At 40.7% G+C, this 19,963-nt stretch carries 23 protein-coding genes and 1 tRNA gene; 5 read left to right on the forward strand and 19 right to left on the reverse strand.

Annotated elements, in window-relative coordinates; genetic code table 11:
- The first annotated feature begins 158 nt into the window (after positions 1-158).
- The 4 genes from PSH50_RS04945 (at position 159) to PSH50_RS04960 (ending at position 2,765) form a co-directional block, all read left to right on the forward strand.
- Positions 159-668 (forward strand): hypothetical protein, encoded by a 510-nt coding sequence (locus tag PSH50_RS04945; RefSeq protein WP_273609330.1) that lies wholly within the window; start codon positions 159-161, stop codon positions 666-668.
- Positions 669-1,055: 387 nt separating this feature from the next.
- Positions 1,056-1,742: a hypothetical protein gene (locus PSH50_RS04950; protein WP_273609331.1), complete on the forward strand. Its 687-nt coding sequence runs from the start codon at positions 1,056-1,058 to the stop codon at positions 1,740-1,742.
- 76 nt (positions 1,743-1,818) lie between these two features.
- Complete coding sequence (locus PSH50_RS04955; RefSeq protein ID WP_273609332.1) at positions 1,819-2,055, forward strand: hypothetical protein; 237 nt, start codon at positions 1,819-1,821, stop codon at positions 2,053-2,055.
- A gap of 32 nt (positions 2,056-2,087) precedes the next feature.
- The gene (locus PSH50_RS04960; protein ID WP_273609333.1) at positions 2,088-2,765 is read left to right on the forward strand and encodes a hypothetical protein; all 678 of its coding nucleotides are present in this window, start codon (positions 2,088-2,090) and stop codon (positions 2,763-2,765) included.
- A gap of 363 nt (positions 2,766-3,128) precedes the next feature.
- Here PSH50_RS04960 and PSH50_RS04965 read toward each other — a convergent pair whose 3' ends face one another.
- The 19 genes from PSH50_RS04965 to rppH form a co-directional block, all read right to left on the reverse strand.
- Positions 3,129-3,500: a hypothetical protein gene (locus PSH50_RS04965; RefSeq protein WP_273609334.1), complete on the reverse strand. Its 372-nt coding sequence runs from the start codon at positions 3,498-3,500 to the stop codon at positions 3,129-3,131.
- A gap of 69 nt (positions 3,501-3,569) precedes the next feature.
- Positions 3,570-4,169, reverse strand: coding sequence for an inovirus-type Gp2 protein (locus PSH50_RS04970; RefSeq protein ID WP_273603018.1), 600 nt, complete (start codon positions 4,167-4,169; stop codon positions 3,570-3,572).
- Positions 4,170-4,481: 312 nt separating this feature from the next.
- Positions 4,482-4,901, reverse strand: a complete 420-nt coding sequence (locus PSH50_RS04975; protein WP_273609335.1) for a hypothetical protein — start codon at positions 4,899-4,901, stop codon at positions 4,482-4,484.
- Between the two features lie 61 nt (positions 4,902-4,962).
- A complete protein-coding gene (locus PSH50_RS04980; protein WP_273609336.1) occupies positions 4,963-5,367 on the reverse strand; it encodes a hypothetical protein in 405 nt (134 codons plus the stop codon).
- Entirely contained in the window at positions 5,367-5,567 is a 201-nt protein-coding gene (locus tag PSH50_RS04985) for an AlpA family transcriptional regulator (RefSeq protein ID WP_121637829.1), read from the reverse strand. The genes PSH50_RS04980 and PSH50_RS04985 overlap by 1 nt, the downstream gene beginning before the upstream one ends.
- A gap of 123 nt (positions 5,568-5,690) precedes the next feature.
- Positions 5,691-6,650 (reverse strand): hypothetical protein, encoded by a 960-nt coding sequence (locus PSH50_RS04990; protein ID WP_273609337.1) that lies wholly within the window; start codon positions 6,648-6,650, stop codon positions 5,691-5,693.
- Between the two features lie 10 nt (positions 6,651-6,660).
- Positions 6,661-7,899, reverse strand: a complete 1,239-nt coding sequence (locus PSH50_RS04995; protein WP_273609338.1) for an integrase domain-containing protein — start codon at positions 7,897-7,899, stop codon at positions 6,661-6,663.
- A 305-nt stretch (positions 7,900-8,204) separates the two neighbouring features.
- A tRNA-Arg gene (locus tag PSH50_RS05000) sits at positions 8,205-8,279 on the reverse strand.
- 108 nt (positions 8,280-8,387) lie between these two features.
- Positions 8,388-9,065: a FlgO family outer membrane protein gene (locus tag PSH50_RS05005; protein WP_273609339.1), complete on the reverse strand. Its 678-nt coding sequence runs from the start codon at positions 9,063-9,065 to the stop codon at positions 8,388-8,390.
- Between the two features lie 8 nt (positions 9,066-9,073).
- Entirely contained in the window at positions 9,074-9,766 is a 693-nt protein-coding gene (locus PSH50_RS05010; RefSeq protein WP_004586248.1) for a FlgO family outer membrane protein, read from the reverse strand.
- A 13-nt stretch (positions 9,767-9,779) separates the two neighbouring features.
- Positions 9,780-10,373 carry a FlgO family outer membrane protein gene (locus tag PSH50_RS05015; protein ID WP_273609340.1) on the reverse strand — a complete coding sequence of 198 codons (594 nt, stop codon included), beginning with the start codon at positions 10,371-10,373 and terminating at the stop codon, positions 9,780-9,782.
- A gap of 159 nt (positions 10,374-10,532) precedes the next feature.
- Positions 10,533-11,111, reverse strand: coding sequence for an SPOR domain-containing protein (locus PSH50_RS05020; protein WP_273609341.1), 579 nt, complete (start codon positions 11,109-11,111; stop codon positions 10,533-10,535).
- A gap of 211 nt (positions 11,112-11,322) precedes the next feature.
- Positions 11,323-12,021 (reverse strand): SPOR domain-containing protein, encoded by a 699-nt coding sequence (locus tag PSH50_RS05025; RefSeq protein ID WP_029771919.1) that lies wholly within the window; start codon positions 12,019-12,021, stop codon positions 11,323-11,325.
- 380 nt (positions 12,022-12,401) lie between these two features.
- Positions 12,402-13,280 carry a UTP--glucose-1-phosphate uridylyltransferase GalU gene (gene galU / locus PSH50_RS05030; protein WP_121637835.1) on the reverse strand — a complete coding sequence of 293 codons (879 nt, stop codon included), beginning with the start codon at positions 13,278-13,280 and terminating at the stop codon, positions 12,402-12,404.
- Between the two features lie 19 nt (positions 13,281-13,299).
- The gene (locus PSH50_RS05035) at positions 13,300-14,151 is read right to left on the reverse strand and encodes a thymidylate synthase (protein WP_004586243.1); all 852 of its coding nucleotides are present in this window, start codon (positions 14,149-14,151) and stop codon (positions 13,300-13,302) included.
- A gap of 12 nt (positions 14,152-14,163) precedes the next feature.
- A complete protein-coding gene (gene lgt, locus PSH50_RS05040; RefSeq protein ID WP_004586242.1) occupies positions 14,164-14,967 on the reverse strand; it encodes a prolipoprotein diacylglyceryl transferase in 804 nt (267 codons plus the stop codon).
- A 10-nt stretch (positions 14,968-14,977) separates the two neighbouring features.
- Positions 14,978-15,787, reverse strand: a complete 810-nt coding sequence (locus PSH50_RS05045; RefSeq protein ID WP_054982694.1) for a sulfite exporter TauE/SafE family protein — start codon at positions 15,785-15,787, stop codon at positions 14,978-14,980.
- Between the two features lie 72 nt (positions 15,788-15,859).
- Positions 15,860-18,124 (reverse strand): phosphoenolpyruvate--protein phosphotransferase, encoded by a 2,265-nt coding sequence (gene ptsP / locus PSH50_RS05050; protein ID WP_273609342.1) that lies wholly within the window; start codon positions 18,122-18,124, stop codon positions 15,860-15,862.
- A gap of 29 nt (positions 18,125-18,153) precedes the next feature.
- Positions 18,154-18,672: an RNA pyrophosphohydrolase gene (gene rppH / locus PSH50_RS05055; protein ID WP_004586239.1), complete on the reverse strand. Its 519-nt coding sequence runs from the start codon at positions 18,670-18,672 to the stop codon at positions 18,154-18,156.
- A 577-nt stretch (positions 18,673-19,249) separates the two neighbouring features.
- Between rppH and mutH the strand changes: the two genes are divergently transcribed.
- A complete protein-coding gene (gene mutH / locus PSH50_RS05060) occupies positions 19,250-19,921 on the forward strand; it encodes a DNA mismatch repair endonuclease MutH (protein ID WP_248462370.1) in 672 nt (223 codons plus the stop codon).
- Positions 19,922-19,963 lie beyond the last annotated feature (42 nt).

The following is a 19,963-nucleotide window of genomic DNA, read 5'->3' on the forward strand; positions in this document are numbered from 1 at the left end:
TATGCTATGTTTATTCATGTTAGCCTCTGCTGTTTAGTTAATTGACAAACTAATTATGGCTCTGGCTTTGAATTAAGCTAACCCACGAAAAGCGGAGGCTAACACCGTGTGGGAGTCATTATGTCTATGTGAATTTTAATCAACGTTATGGATAACCTATGAAGAAAATTATCTTTACCTCCGTTTTTATATTGCTCTTAGTTTGTTTTTACTTCTTTGTTAACTCAACGAAATTATCAGGAAGTTTATTTGTAAACCTAGGAAAAACGGGGGTAATTTATGAAAATGAATGTTCAACCAAAACTAGTGTCTGCAAAATAGAGGTTATTAGTAATAATGAGAGCCACTCTTTACTTAAAGTTAGTTACAACTATGTGAAAGGAACTGAAGATCACACCAGATTGTTTTTTGTAGCTAATAATGGCGAATTTGATAATAAAGTAGGAGTTGATGATGCCTATAGCCTCATAGAGGGTAAGAATACATTGAGTGTTAAAGTCGGTCTTCATCGCTCAGCACCTGACTTTAGAGATAACCCATATAAGTCATCGTATTTAACCTTAGAGGTAAAAGGAGTAGATAAGGTTAAAAACCTGTATATTTATCCTGACTTTATTAATATTACTCTTGATTACAAGAGAAGTTGGTATAAGCCTTTTTCAGAGTAAGCTCACATAACAAGAAATTTAACAAGGACAATGCTCCTCACCCGTTTTAGTGTACGCAATTGGCACTCTCCTGTCACTCGACAGCATAAAATATTGATAATAATTGGTAAGGTATTTTACTGTGTCGGATGGCGCTTCGCTTATCCGACCTACGCAGGCACAAAAGAGCTACTAATATTGCATTAGGTTTCTGATTTAATTGGTAGCCCCTACAAACACCAAACCAAACCAGCAAGCACATGAAAATTAACAACTTAATAAAAACAAAATACTTCCGATGTAACTACCAGTGTAACTAAAACTTTTTGTCACCACTTTGCTAATATTATTTACACCTCACATTAGAAGTGGAATTATTGAGCCACCAATAAAAAAGGACAATTATTCATGGAACGAATTAAATTAATATTTAAGATAGCCGCCTACTCATCATTTCTGATACTGGTCATTTGGTACTCATCAGGCAGCATCCTAAAAAGTTATGACCTGGCACAAAACGGGAAAGTAACCACAGCTAGAGTAATAGCATATCAATACAGTGAATCAAGCGGACGCAAAGGCCGTACTAATAGGCACTATGACCACCTCATAGCTTTTAGTGGACACAAAGGGCTAATAGACTTCGGTGAAGAAGTAAGGGTTGGCACCCAGCTATACATCGTTTATAGCGAAACCAACCCCACAAATTTTGTAGCTGGCAAAAGTAAGCTTTCTGTATTCGAATATCTTAAACAAGAGCATGGTGTAGTTGGGTTAATTGTCGGAGCGTTTATAGTTGCGTTCTTACCTTTGGAGATATTCGCTTTAACTAGGCAGTTCCTATACCCACCTTACAAAGCCAAGCCTACACAGGCCGAAATAAGGCTAGAACAAATTGAAATTGATAACTCTCGAGTAAGATTGAAAAAACCGTTAAAAAGATCATTATCAATTGGCCTGACTTCATTTGTTCTATTCATAATTATTGGAGACCACGGAAGTCAGTATATTGACCTTATAATCACATCGGCCTCTTTCTCTGCCGCAATATTTGTATTTGCATACATAGCCACGTACAAGCCAAGGAAGGGCTAAAACTATCAAATTGCATAATATCCATACATCAGTAAACTACCTCTTAAATATCACTCAATATCATCGAGGCTGACTTATGAGCTATTCAATTATGCAAGCGGGGCAAAGCACTAAGAATAAAGCGACAGGATCATTAAAAACCCTGTCAGATTTAGAGCAAAACCGTGAAATGAAAAATAATAATTTAGATCAGCAGCAGAAAAGCGCCCAACTTAGTGGCGCCGGTTCAGGCGCAATGATTGGAACACAAATAATGCCAGGCTGGGGCACTGCTATTGGGGCAGCGGTTGGCTTTGTTGCTGGCTCACTTTAAATCCGCACATTAAATATTACTAAGGATCTGTTATGGGTAAGTCCAGTGGTGACGTTAAAGAAACCGAATATGAAAAAGAGCTAGCAAAAGTATATGCCGAGGAATGGGGCTACTACCAAGATAACATTGTGCCATTTGAAAACATGGTTATCGATGATGCTAAGCAAGCCAATGACGCAAGTGTTTACGATGATATAGCCGAGAATACTAACCTTGGTTATAAAAAGTCATTCTCAGAAGGCACTAACAATACACTAGCAAGCATGGAATCCAGCGGTATAAACCCAAATAGCGGCAAATTCAAGCAAGGACTTAGCGATATAACAGACAATGAAGCGTCAGTAACAAGCGATGCTAAGTCACGATCACAAGTGGCCGGCCAAGAGCGTTACATAGGCAAAATGAGCAATGTAATGGCAATGGGTCAAGGGCAATCACAAGAGGCAACAGCAACGCTTAGTGATATAGCGGCAAGCTCACAGAAAAAAGCCATTAACGATGCTAGCAACAGCAGAAAAAATACTGACTCAGTACTAGGCGCTGCTGGTGCGCTGGCTGGTGCCGCTGGCAGTTACTACAGCAACAATAAGATGCCTGAAATAGACGTTAAAGACACCAACGTGATCACTTACAACGCAACAAACAACACCAATCTAAACTACGACAACGCCTTTGAGACAGGGCAAAGCCCAGCAACAAGACTCACCTAAACTAGTTAGCTTTATTGATACTGTGACTATAAATACTTAAAGCTGCGCATTAAATCGTAAATTGACGTAGTTATCACCCAGCTTAAACAACAAATAGCCTAGGGGATCATGTGGTTAATAATTTATGAGTGCGCATTTTACTAGTGCGCACTTAAGCTCTACTCATTACCAAAAGAGCAAATCGTTTATTTACACCCTCATTTGTTCCGAATTAAATAACTACCAAATAAAAAACAACCACTTAAAATTTTAATTGTTCCGCCATTTGTTCCGCACTGTTCCGCTTTAAATTAGTTAAAAGCAACAAAAAACGCCCTTAAATTAATTAAGGGCGTCAAAGTATTATTGCATGCTCAGCTTTTCCTACTCTCTGTACTTTATGGCTATACCCGTTGCTTTAACTTTCTGTTGAGATGGGCCTGTAACAAAACCAACAGCACCCGCCTCACTTATGCCACTTAACACAATCGCGTCAGCTCCTTGCAAGCAAGCGCACTTTTGTAATTCTCTTATAGCATCCGGTGTATTATCAGATATTATTCCGCCTCCAGGTGCCGATGCCATACAAATACCTAGCTCTTGGTATTGCTTACCTCTTGGTGGGGCCCTAAATATTGTTACACCGCAATCTTCATTCTTAGCTGTATAATTTTGACTCTCGCCTGTTTTTATAAACTCATGACCCGCACAAGCTGGAAGAGCCAAGCTAAGCAACACAACACTTAATTTTTTCATTTTATTAATTCCATTTAATTGTAGTAACAGCTAAATATAGCTTAATTATTCTTAACGTAGCAAAGCATTTCAAAACTCATTAGCCCTTGGCTTTATCCTACTAGCACCGTAATTTTTAGCCTGAGTAGCTTTGTAGCCCTTCCCACGCGCTTTAGCTAAATAAGATATACGGTAAATAGCCTCTTGCTGTGACTCCAAGCAATCGCGCTTCATGATGTAATAACAATTTTTTGGTACATAAGCCGAACCGTTAAGCTCGCCCCATATCTGTAAAACCTTCTTGGTTATGCTGTTTGGATAGTTAACTTTTGACGCATCTAGCATAAGCGCATAGTGGTAATGTTGACGTTTTGCCCTCTCAAGCTCTCTACACCATACAAAACCAATACGACTAACCCCATATTGAGCCTTAACCCATTTAAACAGCCTACGGTTAAATACAGTGATGATTTTGTTATCTGGCGTGTACGACTCCATACGCAAATCAAAACGAATTAACATTACACGGCTATGGCTACTCAACATGGCCTCAATTTGGTCTAGCATAGCTCGCATAGGCTTAACCATTAAACCGCTTTTTCCAGCGTTTACCCACCAGCCCTTTTCACCGTGGACAAAAATGTGTTCATACCCTTTATCATTGTTATTTATGGTTAGTTGGTTAGTCATTCATGAGCCGTAGATATTATTAAATACCCAGTTAATTGTTAGTAGCTACTATCCATAGCTATAACGCCTCTACTGGGGCGCATCTTCAAAAATAGCCTTTTTTCGAGGGTAAAAAACCGACTTTGAGTGTTCATATTGTTTCACTAACAAAAAGCCATAAACGACAAAGCACACAGCGATAGTATTCGCTTACATAAAAATACTGGTACATAGGTTTTTTAGGCTATTTTCTTAGGTGGGCTTCCCTTGGCCACGATCACTACCAAGGGATAATTCAAAGTTGATTTAATATGCTGGTGGCGCATATTTTTATTAAGCGGCCTGTTCATCAGAACGAGTAGACATTTTGCCTAATTCTTTTATAGCATCCTCAAGCAGACCATCCACCAGCCAAATTACATTACTCAGATGACCTCCAAGCAATCCGCCAAACCCCTCACTATTACGCAAAGCGTCCAGCACCGTTTTAGCCTGAATTAAAAGCTGCTCAAATTTCAATTGTTCTCTAGGAATTTCACCAAAATACATATCAACGCTATCCGTTAAAACTCCCCCTATGCGATCGCTAACCGTCCAAAGTAAGTTTGCTAATGTGGTCTCTGTCATAGACTTGTAGTTATCATTAGCAGTAATAAACACTGTTAGGCTATGTACCTGACTTACTACTCTGTCAAGATAGTCAAAGTTATCCGCCGAAATGCTCGCATCCTGTTTCATATTGTTTGTAGTCATTATCCTGTTCCTTATTAATTAAATTTTTAATAGCCAGTAGTGGCAATACTTTAGTAATTACTTATGGCAAACGATTAAAAGGCGCGAGCAACTCCGCCTCTTGCTCCTTGCTTAATACTGCTGCTTTTCGCCTTATTCGGCTCGCGTTAATCTCTTTCAAAATTGCCGCTGCTATTTTTGGTGATGAAAAGCTATATCTAAGGTGAGTACCTATACCGTCTGGGTTCTCATCATTCACTCGCGTTAACTCAAAACCATGCAAGCGCTCTAACTGCGTGAAGTAGTTCCTACCACTGGATAGGCCAACGTTACGCAAAATATCGTTTTCTGTAGCGCCTTTGGGGTGCTGTAGAATATAAATAAATGCTCGCTCTTTCTTTGGCTGCGTTCTCGGCTTTTTTGGGCTATTATCATTGGCTGCTGAATTGGCTTGAGTGGCGGCTTTTTTGCCGCTGCTCCCTTTCACTAGGCCGCCCCTTTCACTTCATTAGCACCGGGTAAGCTTTCCATCCATTTTTGAATATCACTAGCAAGCCAGCCCATAGCCTTAATACCTAGCTTTTTTCTAGCAGGGAACTTACCCGCCTTTTCCCAGCGGTTAATCGTAGATACGCTAGCGCCAGTAATTTCCACAACATCATTTAATTTTAAAATTCTATCTGTCATCGCCTTTCACCTTCTATTTTATTGGGTCAAGGCGAATATTAAGAGGTTAAAAATAAATTTCCTGTCAGCTAACGTTAGTTAACTGTTAGCTAACCTAATACTCTGATATATAATAATTAAATTTCAATTTTTCTTTTTAATTGCGCCTCTAACAAGTCTAATCATCCTTTCATCACTTAAAGGAACGTCTTTAATTCTCCCTGTCTCCTTATCAACTCCACAACCATCAGGCCAATGAGCTTTATGATTTAAGGTAAAAGCCTCTACTACTTTTGAAGCCATAACTACGCCACTTTTCAAACACTCTTTGTAATTATTTGCCAACTCGTATAGAGCGGCCTCTAGTATCTGATTACGAGTATCCTGATTTCTTTTTGCCGCATTAGGTCGTTTAACAACCTCTGAATTTACTTTATCAACCGATACAACCTGATCACGCCTCAGCAAAAACACATTAATATCAGGAAATATTATATCTGGATGCGGCTCAGCATCTTTTAGGTTAAGCATGTTGGATTTATGCGTTTCATGGCAATATAACGTCCATATTTGTCCGTCTAATGAGGCAACTCTACCAATCCCGCCCATTGGCAGATCAATACCTCTCTTACTTAACTCATCATCTCCCTCACCATAAAATAGAACTTTTTTAAAACGCTCTAAGTAATAACTCCCTTCGTCCAGGGGAACTCTAAAAACGCCCTCTAACTTATAAAGCTCATCTTCTGATAAATATGAGCATTCATAATCATATGAGTGCTTAATTCGATGCCTGGGCATTCCCTCGACACTACTTACAAAAGACTTTTCAATAAGCTCATTTGGTACATACCCGACCAGCCCCCCATCCTCTCCCTTTCCATCCTCTAAAAGACGAAGCAAATCATCTAACGGGTTATACGCTTGCGGTAGTGGGCTATATGGAAAACTCCGCTTTCCACGCTTGCCGCTTAGCTCGATATATAAATCAATATCACCATTCAAATAAAGGTCGATTAATTCAATCGCTTTTACATTTATATCTGTTTCTTTATTAGAAGAAATCAAAGCCAAAGCAGCATTAAAAGTTACAAATTCGTCCATTAGCTAATCCTTAAACTACTTTTAAATGTTGGCTACCAGTGACCGAGTAATCACCTTTGCTAGCCGCTTCAATATGATCAGACCACCAGCACATCATTTTACGTCTGCGCTCTAAATAGTCGGTTCGGTTGTAGGCTGCGCGTACTTGGTTTTTATCAACGTGCGCTAGTGCTGCCTCAATTAAATCAGAGTCAAAACCTTGTGCGTTTAAAGTGGTACTAGCTAGTGCGCGTAAGCCGTGGGCTGTCTGTTTGCCTTGTAAGCCCATACGCCTGAGCGCTGCGCCTAATGTCTCTCGGCTTAGGTGGGTACGTGGGTTGTTATCAGAAGGGAATATAAAATCACGATGGCCGCTAATAGGTTTTAAATACTCTAATAGGGCTAATACTTGCGGAGTTAAAGGGATTGCTTGCGGTTTGCGCTTTTTCATACGCTCAGCAGGTATATTCCACACTCGATTATCAAAATCAATTTCATTCCACATTGCCCCCGCTGCCTCTGACGGCCTAGCCATTGTATGTAACTGCCACTCAAATAAGCATTTAGTAATAAGCTTTAAACGAGCATCGTTAACGGTTGCTAAAAGCATTGGCAGTTGTTCAGGGGCTACTGTAGGCATATTCGTATGCTTAACAGTATCAAACGCTTTAGCGATACTGTGAAGATGATTGATCGGCATACGCCCAGTATTAACCGCATAATCCATCACTTCATTAATACGCTGGCATAAGCGGCCTAGCATATCGAGCTTATTCGCTGCCTCTAAAGGGCGCAGCGTTTCAATGGTTAACTGTGCGGATAATTTACTTATCGGCACTTTACCAAGCGCGGGATAAACATGTATTTCAAATCCTCGTAAAATGTTAAATGAGTGCCGCTCACTTACTTTTACTGTTTTTAGCTTTAGCCATTCAGTTGCTACTGCTTCAAAGGTATTCTTTGCCTCAGTTGCTTTGGTACTCTGAATTTCTTCCCTGTATTCTTTAGGGTCAATATCATCAGCAAGTAACGCCCTTGCCTCATCACGTTTTTTTCTAGCCGCTGCTAATGGTACCGCAGGGTAAACACCAAAACTTATTTGAGCTCGCTTTTTGATGTGCGGACGGTAGTAATTAAACAGCCACGTTTTAGAGCCATTCTTTTTTATACGCAAACCTAACCCGCCACCATCCGACAACAGGTATTCACTTGCTTTTGGTTTCGCATTTTTTATCTGCGTATCATTCAAAGGGGTTGTTAATCTAGGCACGTTTCACTCCACTATCGAACAGGTAGCCAACCCTTAAAATGGGATACTAAAATCACGATCCGCATTCTTCCTTTAATTTTCATCCGCTTAACTGAATTACAGCGGTTTTAGTTACATCAAAATCGACAAAACGATTCGGTGTAACTATGAGTGTAACTAAAGATATGGAATATAGAAAGCCATCATGAACGTTTAAGTTCGTTCAGGAGATACTATCAAAACCTTTAAATACAAGAGATAAGAAGGGAAGTTGACTTGGTACGAGTCAATATGAACTAATATGAATTACTATGGAAAACATGAATTGGTAGCCCCTACAGGAATCGAACCTGCAACTGCCCCTTAGGAGGGGGCCGTTATATCCATTTAACTAAGAGGCCGCATAGAGCTTACAGCTTACAGCTTACAGCTTACAGCTTACAGCTTACAGCTTACAGCTTACAAAAATTATAACGGCATTTTGTTTTTCATATCAAGCTAAAATTAACTTAATTGCTTGATAAATATATATCTTCTTTGTTTAACACGTACAGCGGTATGAGTTTACGGCTGCTTGCTACAATATGTTTGCTGTGAACATTTATAACGCGGGTGTTTACTGCTACGCCATTTGGGCGGTAAATTAACGTACCTGCTAATACATAGTTAGCCATGCTGCTTTCGCTTAGCTTTTCTATATCGCGCGATAACACGAAGTCGCCTCTGTTTGATACATCAATGTTGTCCATGGTTTTAAAATCTACCACGCCGTAGCCAAATTTTTGCAGCTGATGAATAAACGTCTCTGCTAATTGATTACCCAACTGATTACTTTTATTAAGCGATGCGTCTAAATCTACAATGGTGGTAACCGCTATGTTGATGCTGTTGTTATCGGGCGCTTCGGCTTCAAGCGTATCGACTAAATCCAGCGCCATTTGCTCTACATAGTTTGCCAGCGTTTTGTGGTGTTTAAGCGGTGTAAACTGCCTTGCTGTGTCGTACTCACTTTGCTGCTGCACAGATTGGTTGGCATACATAGGCTTTAGTTGGCTACTTTGCGTTACCACGGTGTAATCTGAGCGCGTGTTTATGCTTTCGTTATGCTCATTATTTTGCGTTATTGAACAGCCAGTTAATGCTAACGTTGCCGTTAGCCCCGCTATAGCAGATAGTTTGTAAAACATGGTCAACCTCACTCGCTTGCTTGTTTAAGCATAATTCCGTCGGTGCGATAGCTACTGTTTAGCGCATCAACCACTGATTGAGGAATAAACCCTTGCGCACTGCCCACTACCGCTTTACTTTTAATGCCCACTATTCGTGCATTTACCAGTACGCCACCTTGGTGGCTCACAAGTGTTCCTGCTAATACGTAATTAAAGTTTTGATCTTGGTTTAGCTCTAGGTAGTCGCGGCTAAATACAAAGTCGCCTGCGGGGGTTACTCGCATATAATCGGTGGTTTTAAAATCGATAACCGGTACTCCAAAACTATGCAGCTCGTGCATGAAGCTTTCGGCTATTTGGTTACCTAACAGGCTTCCATCGCTGTAGTCATCATCTAAAAATACAAAGCTAGAAACGGCAAGTGGCGTTTTGTCGTTTACGTATTGCAGGTTTTCGACCATGTCTTGCATTATACCGCGCACATAATGGTTTATATTTTTGCGTTTTGCGGGGGCACTTTTGGTGTAGTTACTTTGCTTGTTTAAATTAGACTGAAATAACGCTTCATTTGGTGCAGGTGCTTTTACCGCACGTTGCTCTGAAACAAGCTGGGCTGCATTGTCTTGCTCAACTTGCTCCGGCTCTGAATGTAGCGAATTTAACATTTGCGAACAGCCAAAGCCTAATGGCAAACATAGGGTAATTAATAGGTTTCTCATGGTGTGCTCCTGATTAATATTCGCTGCGGTACAAAGAGCCGTCACGCTGCTGAATTTTTTCGTTTCCCCACATTACATTTATAGGGATCTCTGTGCTGCCTGCCGACAGTACTTGCTTGTTTTCAATATTAACGAGTCGTGCATTAACTATGTAAGCATGCTGTTGGCGCGTTACAGTGCCGGTGATGACTAAGTCAATATTTTGGCGATTGCGTAATTTACTTAAGTCGCGGCTTAATATGCTGTCTGCGTTTTGCGCTAATATAAGGTTATTGCCAAGGCGGTACTCAACGGTATGATAGCCAAGCTGGGTAAATTGCGTTAATAAGCTTTCTTGAATTTGTAAGCTCAAACCCGAGGCCTGCCCTGCTACTAGCTTAGTATCTAAAGCATCCGCATAAAAAAAGCTACTCACACCAATGCGCGCATTGGCATTTAAAGCACCATTTACATGGTTAAGCTGCGAGGCTAGATTTGCTACATACTCGTTAACGGTATAGGGGGCCATTGCTGCTTTTGGCGCGTCAGTAGGCACACTCGGCTCTGGGGGCGGAACCAAGTTGCAAGCAGTTAAATTTAACAATACTAAAGGCAGTAAAAGGCGCATAGTTGCCGTCCTCTTCAAAACATACCGAGGATAAAGCAATTATTATGCCTAATTAACCTAAACTCTGGATAATAAACCTATCTCTAGCCAGAGATAATAAATTTAAGTATCAAGATAGTTCAATATGCTAGTAAGGCTCTTAACCAGAGTTCAGGTTAATTAACTTTGAGGCGTTTTGACGTAGTAGGTTACAAAGCAAGTATTATTGTTTATTAATAACTTACATGCATCGTTTGCTGCTTCTTTTGTTTTAAACGCACCAAGCTTTAATCTATAAAAGATGTGCTGGTCAATCAGTACTTGCTCGGTATTTACTTCAAGCTTATTTGAGGCCGATTGAAATTGCTTTATAGCCGCTTCAAGTACCGCTTTATTTTTATATGCCCCCACTTGCACAGCAAACAGCGCATTTGTATTTACAACAGCTAAGTGGTTAGTTTGCTGCAGTTTTGGCTGCGCGTTAAGTTGTTTTAATTTATCTACTGTGCGCTGTAATTCACTTTCTAGCTTTAACAGTCTTTCTAGTTGAGGCTTGGTTTGTTGCCACTGCTGCGCTGACTCTTTTAGTACGGCTAAGTCATCTTTTTTAATGAGCACCGCCTGCTTTTGGGCCGTTGCGAGTGCGTGAGCACTGCTTGCTAATGCAAAGCCTAAAACTAATGTGGCTAAAAAATCCTTGTAGTGCAGCATAAGTATGTTGTTAATATGGGTAAGAGTGGGCGCTATTTTAACAGCCAATCATCGCTTAGCAAGTCACGCGTGCTACGGCCTATTGCGCTTTTATACCAATTAGCTTAATTAAGTAATCTATTTTGAGGATAGTAAAACGTATTGATAGCTAGACAAAAAAATTCGCTATTTAGTTGTTCTAAACGAGATTTATTAACGCAGAACGCAACACGATTAGCCCCATAAAATGATTATTTATTATTGCGGGTTAGTATCACTATTAAAGTTTAATTGGCTTATCGGTGTAGTTACTTACAATGCAGTCGAGCTTATACATTTTAAATACTTCACAGTCGGCTTTGGCATTTTTAAGGTTTTTATAGGAGCCAAGCTTTAAGCGATAAAAGGTTTTATCATTTATTTTTGCGGTTTCTACGTTGGTTAATATTTTATCTCTAAATAGTGGCGCTGCTTTGGTATTTAGTTCTTGCCAAGCCTTGGCTACATCCTGCTTAGAATCAACCGAGGCAACTTGTAATGCAAATACATGTTTAGGGGTATTAAGCTTTATAGTTTGCTTTTGGTTATTGTTAGCAGCTTTGTAAGTTTGCTGACGACGTGGCTTATTACTGGTTGTACGCGAAGGCGTGCGAGTGTAACGGCTGCTGTAGGCAGGGCTTGCATTAGATTGTGCAATAGCTTTAGAGTTTATTATATCTATATGATTAACCAGGTAAGTAATTTCTTTTTCAAGCTTTAAAATACGCTCTATACCGGCGCGTGCTTGCTGCCATTGCATTGCGGCATCTTTTAATTGCGCAAGCTCTAGTGCAGTTATCGATACGTAATCGGGCGTGGTGTTAGGTATTTCATTATCAACAGCAGGTTTAGCGGTAGGCGTAATAGAGCACGCCGTGCCAAACGTAAGCGTAAAAAGGCATACAAAAAAGTGTTTATAGTATTTTTTTAATTTAAGCATGTACCCGTTATCCTGAAAGCAGTGCCTGTGCACTTACATTTCAGTTAAACATTCTCACAAGAAAGCGTTTAACTTAGCAATTTAAACAATGAGCGATTTTTGCTCCCGCACGCTAATTTACCTGCTTAGATAAAATTAACATGACCCTTCCGTGAGTTTGGCTTTTAATACAACTTTGATGCCAATTAACATAAACTTTACAATATAAATTACGTTATGTTGCTATATAACGCAAGTCAAATTCAGAACATAATTAAGCGTAGACCATCTTTATTACTGGCGGCGTTAAAATTAAGTAAAGCCTTACCTATTTTGGTATTAATAATTTAGCACTAAAAAAGGCGCCTAAACAGGCGCCTTGGTGGGTAATTTAATAAAAACTAAATTAACGATTTAATAAATGTTTTTAAATCATCTGCAAACTCGTCGCGGCGCAGAGCAAACTCTATCGTTGCTTTTAAGTAGCCTATTTTACTACCGCAATCGTGGCTGCGCCCTTTCATTGCGTACGCGTCTACTTTTTCTTGCTGCATTAGCATGGCAATTGCATCTGTAAGTTGAATTTCGTTGCCAGCCCCTTGCGGCGTTTTAGCAAGCAGTGGCCAAATGTTTTCGCTTAATACATAACGCCCTACTACCGATAGGTTTGAAGGTGCTTCATCTATTGGCGGTTTTTCTACCATGTTAATAATTGGCGAGCTTTCACCTTGGTGAAGCTCTACGTCACCTAAATCAACAACACCAAATTTGTCTACTTCGTCCATTGGTACTGGCTCAACCATAATTTGGCTGTGCTTAGTTTCTTCAAAACGGGCGATCATCTCTGCTAGGTTGTCTTTTTTAAGGTCGCTCTCTACGTCATCAACAATTACATCTGGCAAAATAACCACAAAGGGTTCGTTGCCAATAATTGGCGCTGCACAGTTAATTGCATGACCTAAGCCTTTGGCTTCGCCTTGGCGTACGTGAATAATGGTCACATCTTTAGGGCAAATTGCCTGTACTTCGGCAAGTAATTGCCGCTTTACACGTTTTTCAAGCGTGGCTTCTAGTTCAAAGCTGGTATCAAAATGGTTTTCGATAGAGTTTTTACTTGAGTGCGTTACAAGTACAATCTCTTTAACGCCTGCTGCTACCGCTTCATTTACTACATATTGAATAAGCGGGCGGTCTACCACTGGGAGCATCTCTTTAGGGATAGCTTTTGTGGCAGGTAACATACGCGTTCCAAGGCCTGCTACGGGGATCACTGCTTTCATCTTGTTCTCCTTAATCTTATTATACTGAAAACGGATATTGGATTGGTTCGTGGCATTGATAGCCTACTACTTCAAAATCGTCTCGTGTTACCCATGTTTCTATATCTTCTAGTGATTTTATGTTTGGGTTAATATTTAATTGCGGTGAGTCAAACGGCTCACGTGTTAACTGCACATCGCGCATTAACGGTAACTGGTTTTCGTAAATATGCGCATTAGCAATTTTATGATACGCCTTACCTGCTTTATGGCCGGTAATTTGCGCTACCAATGCCAGTAATACAAAACACTGAATTTGATTAAAATTAAGGCCCAGCGGCACATCGCAACTGCGCTGATACGATGTTAAATACAGCGTGTCGCCAAGCAGCGAAAACGTATGCGTGTGCATACATGGGCGCAAGCAACCAAGCTCAAACTCACCAGGATTATAAAAGGTAATTATTTCACCTCTGTCATCAATCCCGTTTTTTAAGTTATTTATTACTTTAGCAAGCTGATCGAGCGTTGAGCCATCTGGGCGCTGCCAATTACGCCCTTGCACGCCATAAACGCGGCCCATGTCGTCCTCGCCTTTGCGGTTAGGGTTATTTAGCCATGCGTTATTATCGTTTGCGTTTGCATCCCAGGTTTTACAGCCTATATCGCGAAATTGCGCTGCGCTATCGTACCCTCGTAAGTAACCTAAAAGCTCTGCTATAGCGGCTTTGTAGTAACTTTTACGAGTGGTGATCATAGGAAATTTATTATTACCTACATCGTATTCTAAGTCGGCATTAATAACGGTTAAGCAGCGCGTGCCTGTGCGTTTGTTTTCTACCCATACACCTTCGTCAACGATGCGCTGACATAATTTTAAATATTGTTTCATGATCTGTTCTTACTATGCCTTTGCTGCGGTTACAGGTTGCGGTTTTTTGTACGCCCAAATTAATAGCCCTAGGCCACCAATTATCATAGGTAACGAGAGTATTTGACCCATTGAGATAAAATCGGCAAATAGGCCAAGCTGCGCATCTGGTTGGCGGAAATATTCAATACAAAATCTAAATACGCCGTACCCTAATAAAAATACACCGGCTACACTGCCTGCAGGGCGAGGCTTTTTGATAAACCATAATAAAATTAAAAACAGGACTAGCCCTTCAAAAAAGGCTTCGTATAACTGCGATGGGTGACGCGCAAGCGGCCCACCCGTTGGAAAAACCATTGCCCATGGCACATCGCTTACACGGCCCCATAACTCGCCATTTATAAAGTTACCAATACGCCCTGCTAATAAGCCAACCGGAACCAGCGGCACCACAAAATCTCCCACTGCGAATAGTGATTTTTTGCGGGTTTTGGCAAATAGTATAATAGCGGTAATAACCCCTAATGTTCCGCCGTGGAAAGACATACCGCCTTGGTCAATTCTAAATAAATATAATGGATTTTCTAAAAAGTAGCTAAACTGATAAAACAATACATAGCCAATTCTGCCGCCTAAAATAACCCCTAGCATGCCGTAAAAAAGCAAGTCGCTAACTTGCTCTTTAGTCCAACCAGAGTTTGGTTTTTCGGCTTGACGATTAGCAAACCACATCGCAAATGCAAAACCAATTAAATACATTAAACCGTACCAACGTACGCTTAGCGGTCCAACAGAAAAAATTATTGGATCGATTTGAGGAAACTCAAGTGCCATAAATAAACCTTTAGCTAAAAACCATTTTAAGTGCGATGAGCACAAGCAACACCGCGAAAATTTTCTTTATTATATTAACAGGTAAATAATGAGTTGCTTTAGCCCCTAAGGGCGCCACAAACCACGATGTTATTACAATACCAAATAATGCAGGTAAGTATACAAACCCTGCGAACCCATGGGCTAAATCGGTTACCTGCCAGCCTGCGCTTATATAACCAATAGAGCCAAATAGTGCGATAACAATGCCGCTCGCTGATGCACAGCCTATCGCTTTTTTCATATCAACTGAAAAGTAATTAAGCATAGGGGCAATAAGTGCGCCGCCACCAATACCTATTAAACCAGAAAGCGCGCCCATAAGAGCAGAAATGCTCCCTAAAATAATCCCTTTTGGTAGCGGTTTTTCTTTAAGCGATTTACTACGTGATGCCAACACCATTCTGCCTGCAATAAATACAACACTTATTGCAAACACGCTGCGTAATGCTTGTTCGGGTATTAAACTTGCGGCAAAGCCACTTATTAACGCGCCTAAGCCTACACCCGACATAACCCACGGTGCAATTTGCCACGGCACATTATCATTTTTATGATGAGCCAAGACTGAAGAAGTAGAAGTGAATAAAATAGAGGCTAGCGATGTTGCAATAGAAATAACTAATACGTGATCAGGTGAAGTAACGTCAAACATCAGTAATAAGCTACTTAAAACAGGCACAATAATTAAACCGCCGCCTATCCCTAATAGCCCAGCTAAAAAGCCAACTACACAGCCAAGTAGCGCACAACTGGCCACGAGTAAAGCTAAGTCATACATAGTGTTCTCAAATACCTTTTCGTGCGCCTATATTAAAGGATTATAAAGTTAATAGCATCTTTAAGCGCTGCATTATTTGGCGGTATAAAACAGATCGCCTAATTGGTGTTCAATCATAAAATTGCGCGTTAAGCGCAGTACCTGTTTAGCGTTCGATTGCACTAAGCACTCTGCGAGTAATTGCTGCATATCGTTAATATTTAAGCGCCTTAAAATCCACTTTACTTTAGTTAACGACGACATGTTCATACTTAAATGCCTATAACCCATGGCAATGAGTAAAATAGCGCCCTCTGGCTCGCCGCCTAGCTCGCCACATAAACTAAAGGGTAAACAGTGTTTATTACATTCATTCGCTACTTTATTTAATACCCTTAACACACCGGGGTGATATGGGTTAAATAACTGAGCCACGCGCGCATTTGCTCTATCGACAGCAAGTAAGTATTGCGTTAAATCGTTACTGCCTACTGAGCAAAAATCTACTTTTTTAGCCCACTCGTCGAGCATAAATATACTTGAGGGTACTTCAAGCATAATGCCCACTTCTGGGCGCTCCAAGTTTTGCTCTGGGTGTTTTTCTGCCAGTTCAAAATAAGCTTGTTCAAATAACGCGAGCGCTTCGTCTACCTCTTCTGTACCGCTGATCATAGGCAGCATTATTTTTAAATTACCTAAGCCCATGTTTGCTTTTAACATAGCTTTGAGCTGATCTAAAAACAGCTCTGGGTGGTCAAGGCTTATGCGTATGCCGCGCCACCCTAAAAAGGGATTTTCTTCGGTAATATTAAAGTAATCTAAAACTTTATCGCCACCAATATCTAGGGTTCGCATAACCACTGGCGCTGGCTGGTAACTTTTTAGCACCTCCCTATACCAGTTTTCTTGCTCAGCTTGCGATGGAAATTGCCCCTTTTGCATAAACCATGCTTCGGTACGATAAAGCCCTACCCCATCGCAAATATGCGCACTGCTTTGCTCAGTATTAAGCTCAAGCCCTGCATTTAGCATTAAATTTATTTGCTCACCATCTAAGGTAACCGACTGTGCACTTTGCTCTGCTAAAAAGCGGTTATTGAGTAGTTTATCTTGGTGCTTTAGCTGTGCGTATTCATCGAGTAACACTTGCGAAGGAGAAATATATAAACGCCCTGCAAAGGCATCTAAAATCATTGGTTTAGCATCAAATTGCAATAAGGGTAAATCTTCAATACCCCAAATAGCCGGTATTCCCATCGCTCGGGTTAATATAGAGGCATGGCTATTGGCTGAGCCATTCACACTCACTACACCGGCTAAATGCCCGTTAGGTACTTCAGCCAGCATGGCGGGCGTTAAGGTATTCGCAATTAATATGGTATTGGGTGGGTAATCTTTTACTGCGTGCTCTGTGTTTACAAGGTGGTGTAATACCCTTAAACCTATGTCTTTTACATCAACTGCGCGCTCTTTTATGTAGGGGTCTTGCATGGCATTAAACTGCGAAATAAGCCGCTCAATAACAATTTTTAAGGCGCTTTTTGCGCACCAGCCCTCTTGTAACTGTACCTCAACATTGTGGCCTAAACTTTTCGCATCAAGTAATTGTTGGTATACATCAAATACCGCGAGTGCTTCACGTGGGATTGAGTCACTCAAGGTCATAGACAGGGTATTAAATTCTTTGCGGGTGGCAGCAACGGCTTGTGTAAACAAACGGCGCTGCTCGGCGCTATCGGGATCTTTTTTTAGCTCTATAGATTTAAAATCAAGCTTAGGCAGTACCACAAAGGCTTGGCCAATCCCAATACCTGGCGCACTCGACACCCCTTTGAGCACTGAGGTTTGGTGTGATGATTCGTCTTGGCGTAAAAGCTCTTTTATTTCAGCATGCGCAAGTTGCGAGGCTAGCTGCGCTGAAAGGGTAATTAAAAACGACTCTTCGTCTTGGCTAAAAACCCGCGCCATTTTTTGTTGTACAACAATAACGCCCAATACCTTTTTTTGATGCACCACAGGTACAGACAAAAAGGCATTGTAACCTTCTTCGTTTACTTCGGGGGAGAGCTTAAAACGCGGATGAGATTTTGCAAAAGCAATATTAATAGGCTCTTCACGCTGGGCCACTAAACCCACAAGCCCTTCGGTAAAACCAATTCTAAACTTACCTACGGCGTCGGGGTTAAGGCCTTCGGTTGCCATAAGTACAAAGTTATCTTGGCTGTAGTCGGCAAAATAAATAGAGCAGCACTGGGTTTTCATGGCCTCTTTAACCATTTTCACAAAGCACACTAAGGCACTGTCTAAATTCGCTTGTTGCGAAACAGACTCAGCAATAGTTCTAAGTGTTGCCAGCATTACCTGCTCCTTATTTTATAATTATGCTACTACCTTTTGTGTCGCCACTGTTCTTTATGATGTTCTCTTTTATTAAAAGGCATTGCAAACGGTGCAAACTCTTTCATCACCCGTCTGTATACATCGCGTTTAAACGATACCACTTGCCTTACTGGGTACCAATAACTCACCCAGCGCCAATCATCAAACTCGGGATGATGTGTTTTAAGCAAGTTTACATCTTCATCTTTGCAACGCAGTTTTAATAAAAACCATTTTTGTTTTTGCCCAATACACACCGGACTAGAGTCGCGGCGAATTAATCGCTTGGGTAATTTATAGCGTAACCAATGTTTTGAGCTTGCAACTATTTCTACATCTTCTGGTCGCAAACCTACTTCTTCGTGTAATTCACGGTACATGGTTTGTTCGGGTGTTTCTCCGTCATCAACACCGCCTTGGGGAAATTGCCAAGAATGTTGACCGTAACGTCGAGCCCAAAAAACCTGCCCCTGATTATTGCAAATTACAATTCCGACATTGGCACGAAAACCTTCGGCATCAATCACCTTAGTGCCTCATTTGTAAGTCGATTTTTAATGATTGTTCCACATTAGCTGCAATTCGGCAAACACTATTATCCCCAAAGTCATCAGGCCCTAATCGCACGTTTACTATTTACGCTGTGCATAACGACTTAACCTTAAATGAGCACTGAGTAATTACAAGGATAAAATAACCCTTAATTCACGCAACTTTTAGCAAAAAAAGCTAAGCTATGCCTTGATTATTATGTTTCGTGCTATTTACTCACAGCTTGTGTATAACTTTTGATAAACAAGGCTATTTTGCAAACAAGTCCACAATAGCAGATCTAAAAACTCGCTTTCTCCACAGATTCTGTGGATAAACATGTTTATATAGTTGTATTTATCCCATATAGAATTTACTAACTTAATTAAAGCTGAATGAGTTAATTGAAAATATTAAAGCTAGTCAGTCACTTACAGTTAAACTGTGACTTTTTGGGGTGAGCAAAATTACGCCAAACACAGTGCGTATAAAAAACAACCAAAAGCAAAGATATCCACCTTACGGGGGTTTTGCTATCATGGCGCTGTTAATTATTCAAGGTAAATGAGTAGCATGCGACCAACAAAACCCCATTCAATTAATGACTTAATGCAACGCGTAAACGCTATTGCTGGTTTAACATTAGGGCAATTAGCCTCTCAATACAGCTTTAAAACCCCTGACGACCTATTACGTGAAAAAGGCTGGACCGGGCAACTTATTGAATACGTGTTAGGCGCTACTGCAGGCTCAAAACCCCTCCCCGACTTTGAAGATTTAGGCATTGAATTAAAAACACTGCCTATTTCGTATAAAGGAAAACCCTTAGAAACCACTTTTGTGTCGGTTACCCCCCTTATAAACGTAACCGGCATGACGTGGCATACAAGCGCTGTGCGTAAAAAACTCAATCATGTTTTATGGCTGCCTATATTGAGTGAGCGCGATATTGCGCCTTTTGATAGAACCATAGGCAGTGGCTTTTTATGGCAGCCTACGCCTGAGCAAGATGCGTTGCTACAACGAGACTGGGAAGAACAAATGGAGTTAATAGCGCTTGGGCGAGTTGATGAAATATCGGGCCATTTAGGGGATGCTATACAAATTAGGCCTAAAGCCGCTAATAGCAAAGTAGTTACCGATGCTATTGGTCCAAATGGGCAAACAATAAAAACCTTACCGCGTGGTTTTTATTTAAAAACCAGTTTTACAGGTGAAATATTGAAGCAGCAATTTCAGCTCTGAGCTGTGCAGAAAATATTATGAGTTAAGCAAATCCTGTTTCGC

The sequence above is a fragment of the Pseudoalteromonas sp. Angola-7 genome (assembly GCF_028599255.1).
In the GTDB taxonomy this organism is placed as follows: domain Bacteria; phylum Pseudomonadota; class Gammaproteobacteria; order Enterobacterales; family Alteromonadaceae; genus Pseudoalteromonas; species Pseudoalteromonas atlantica.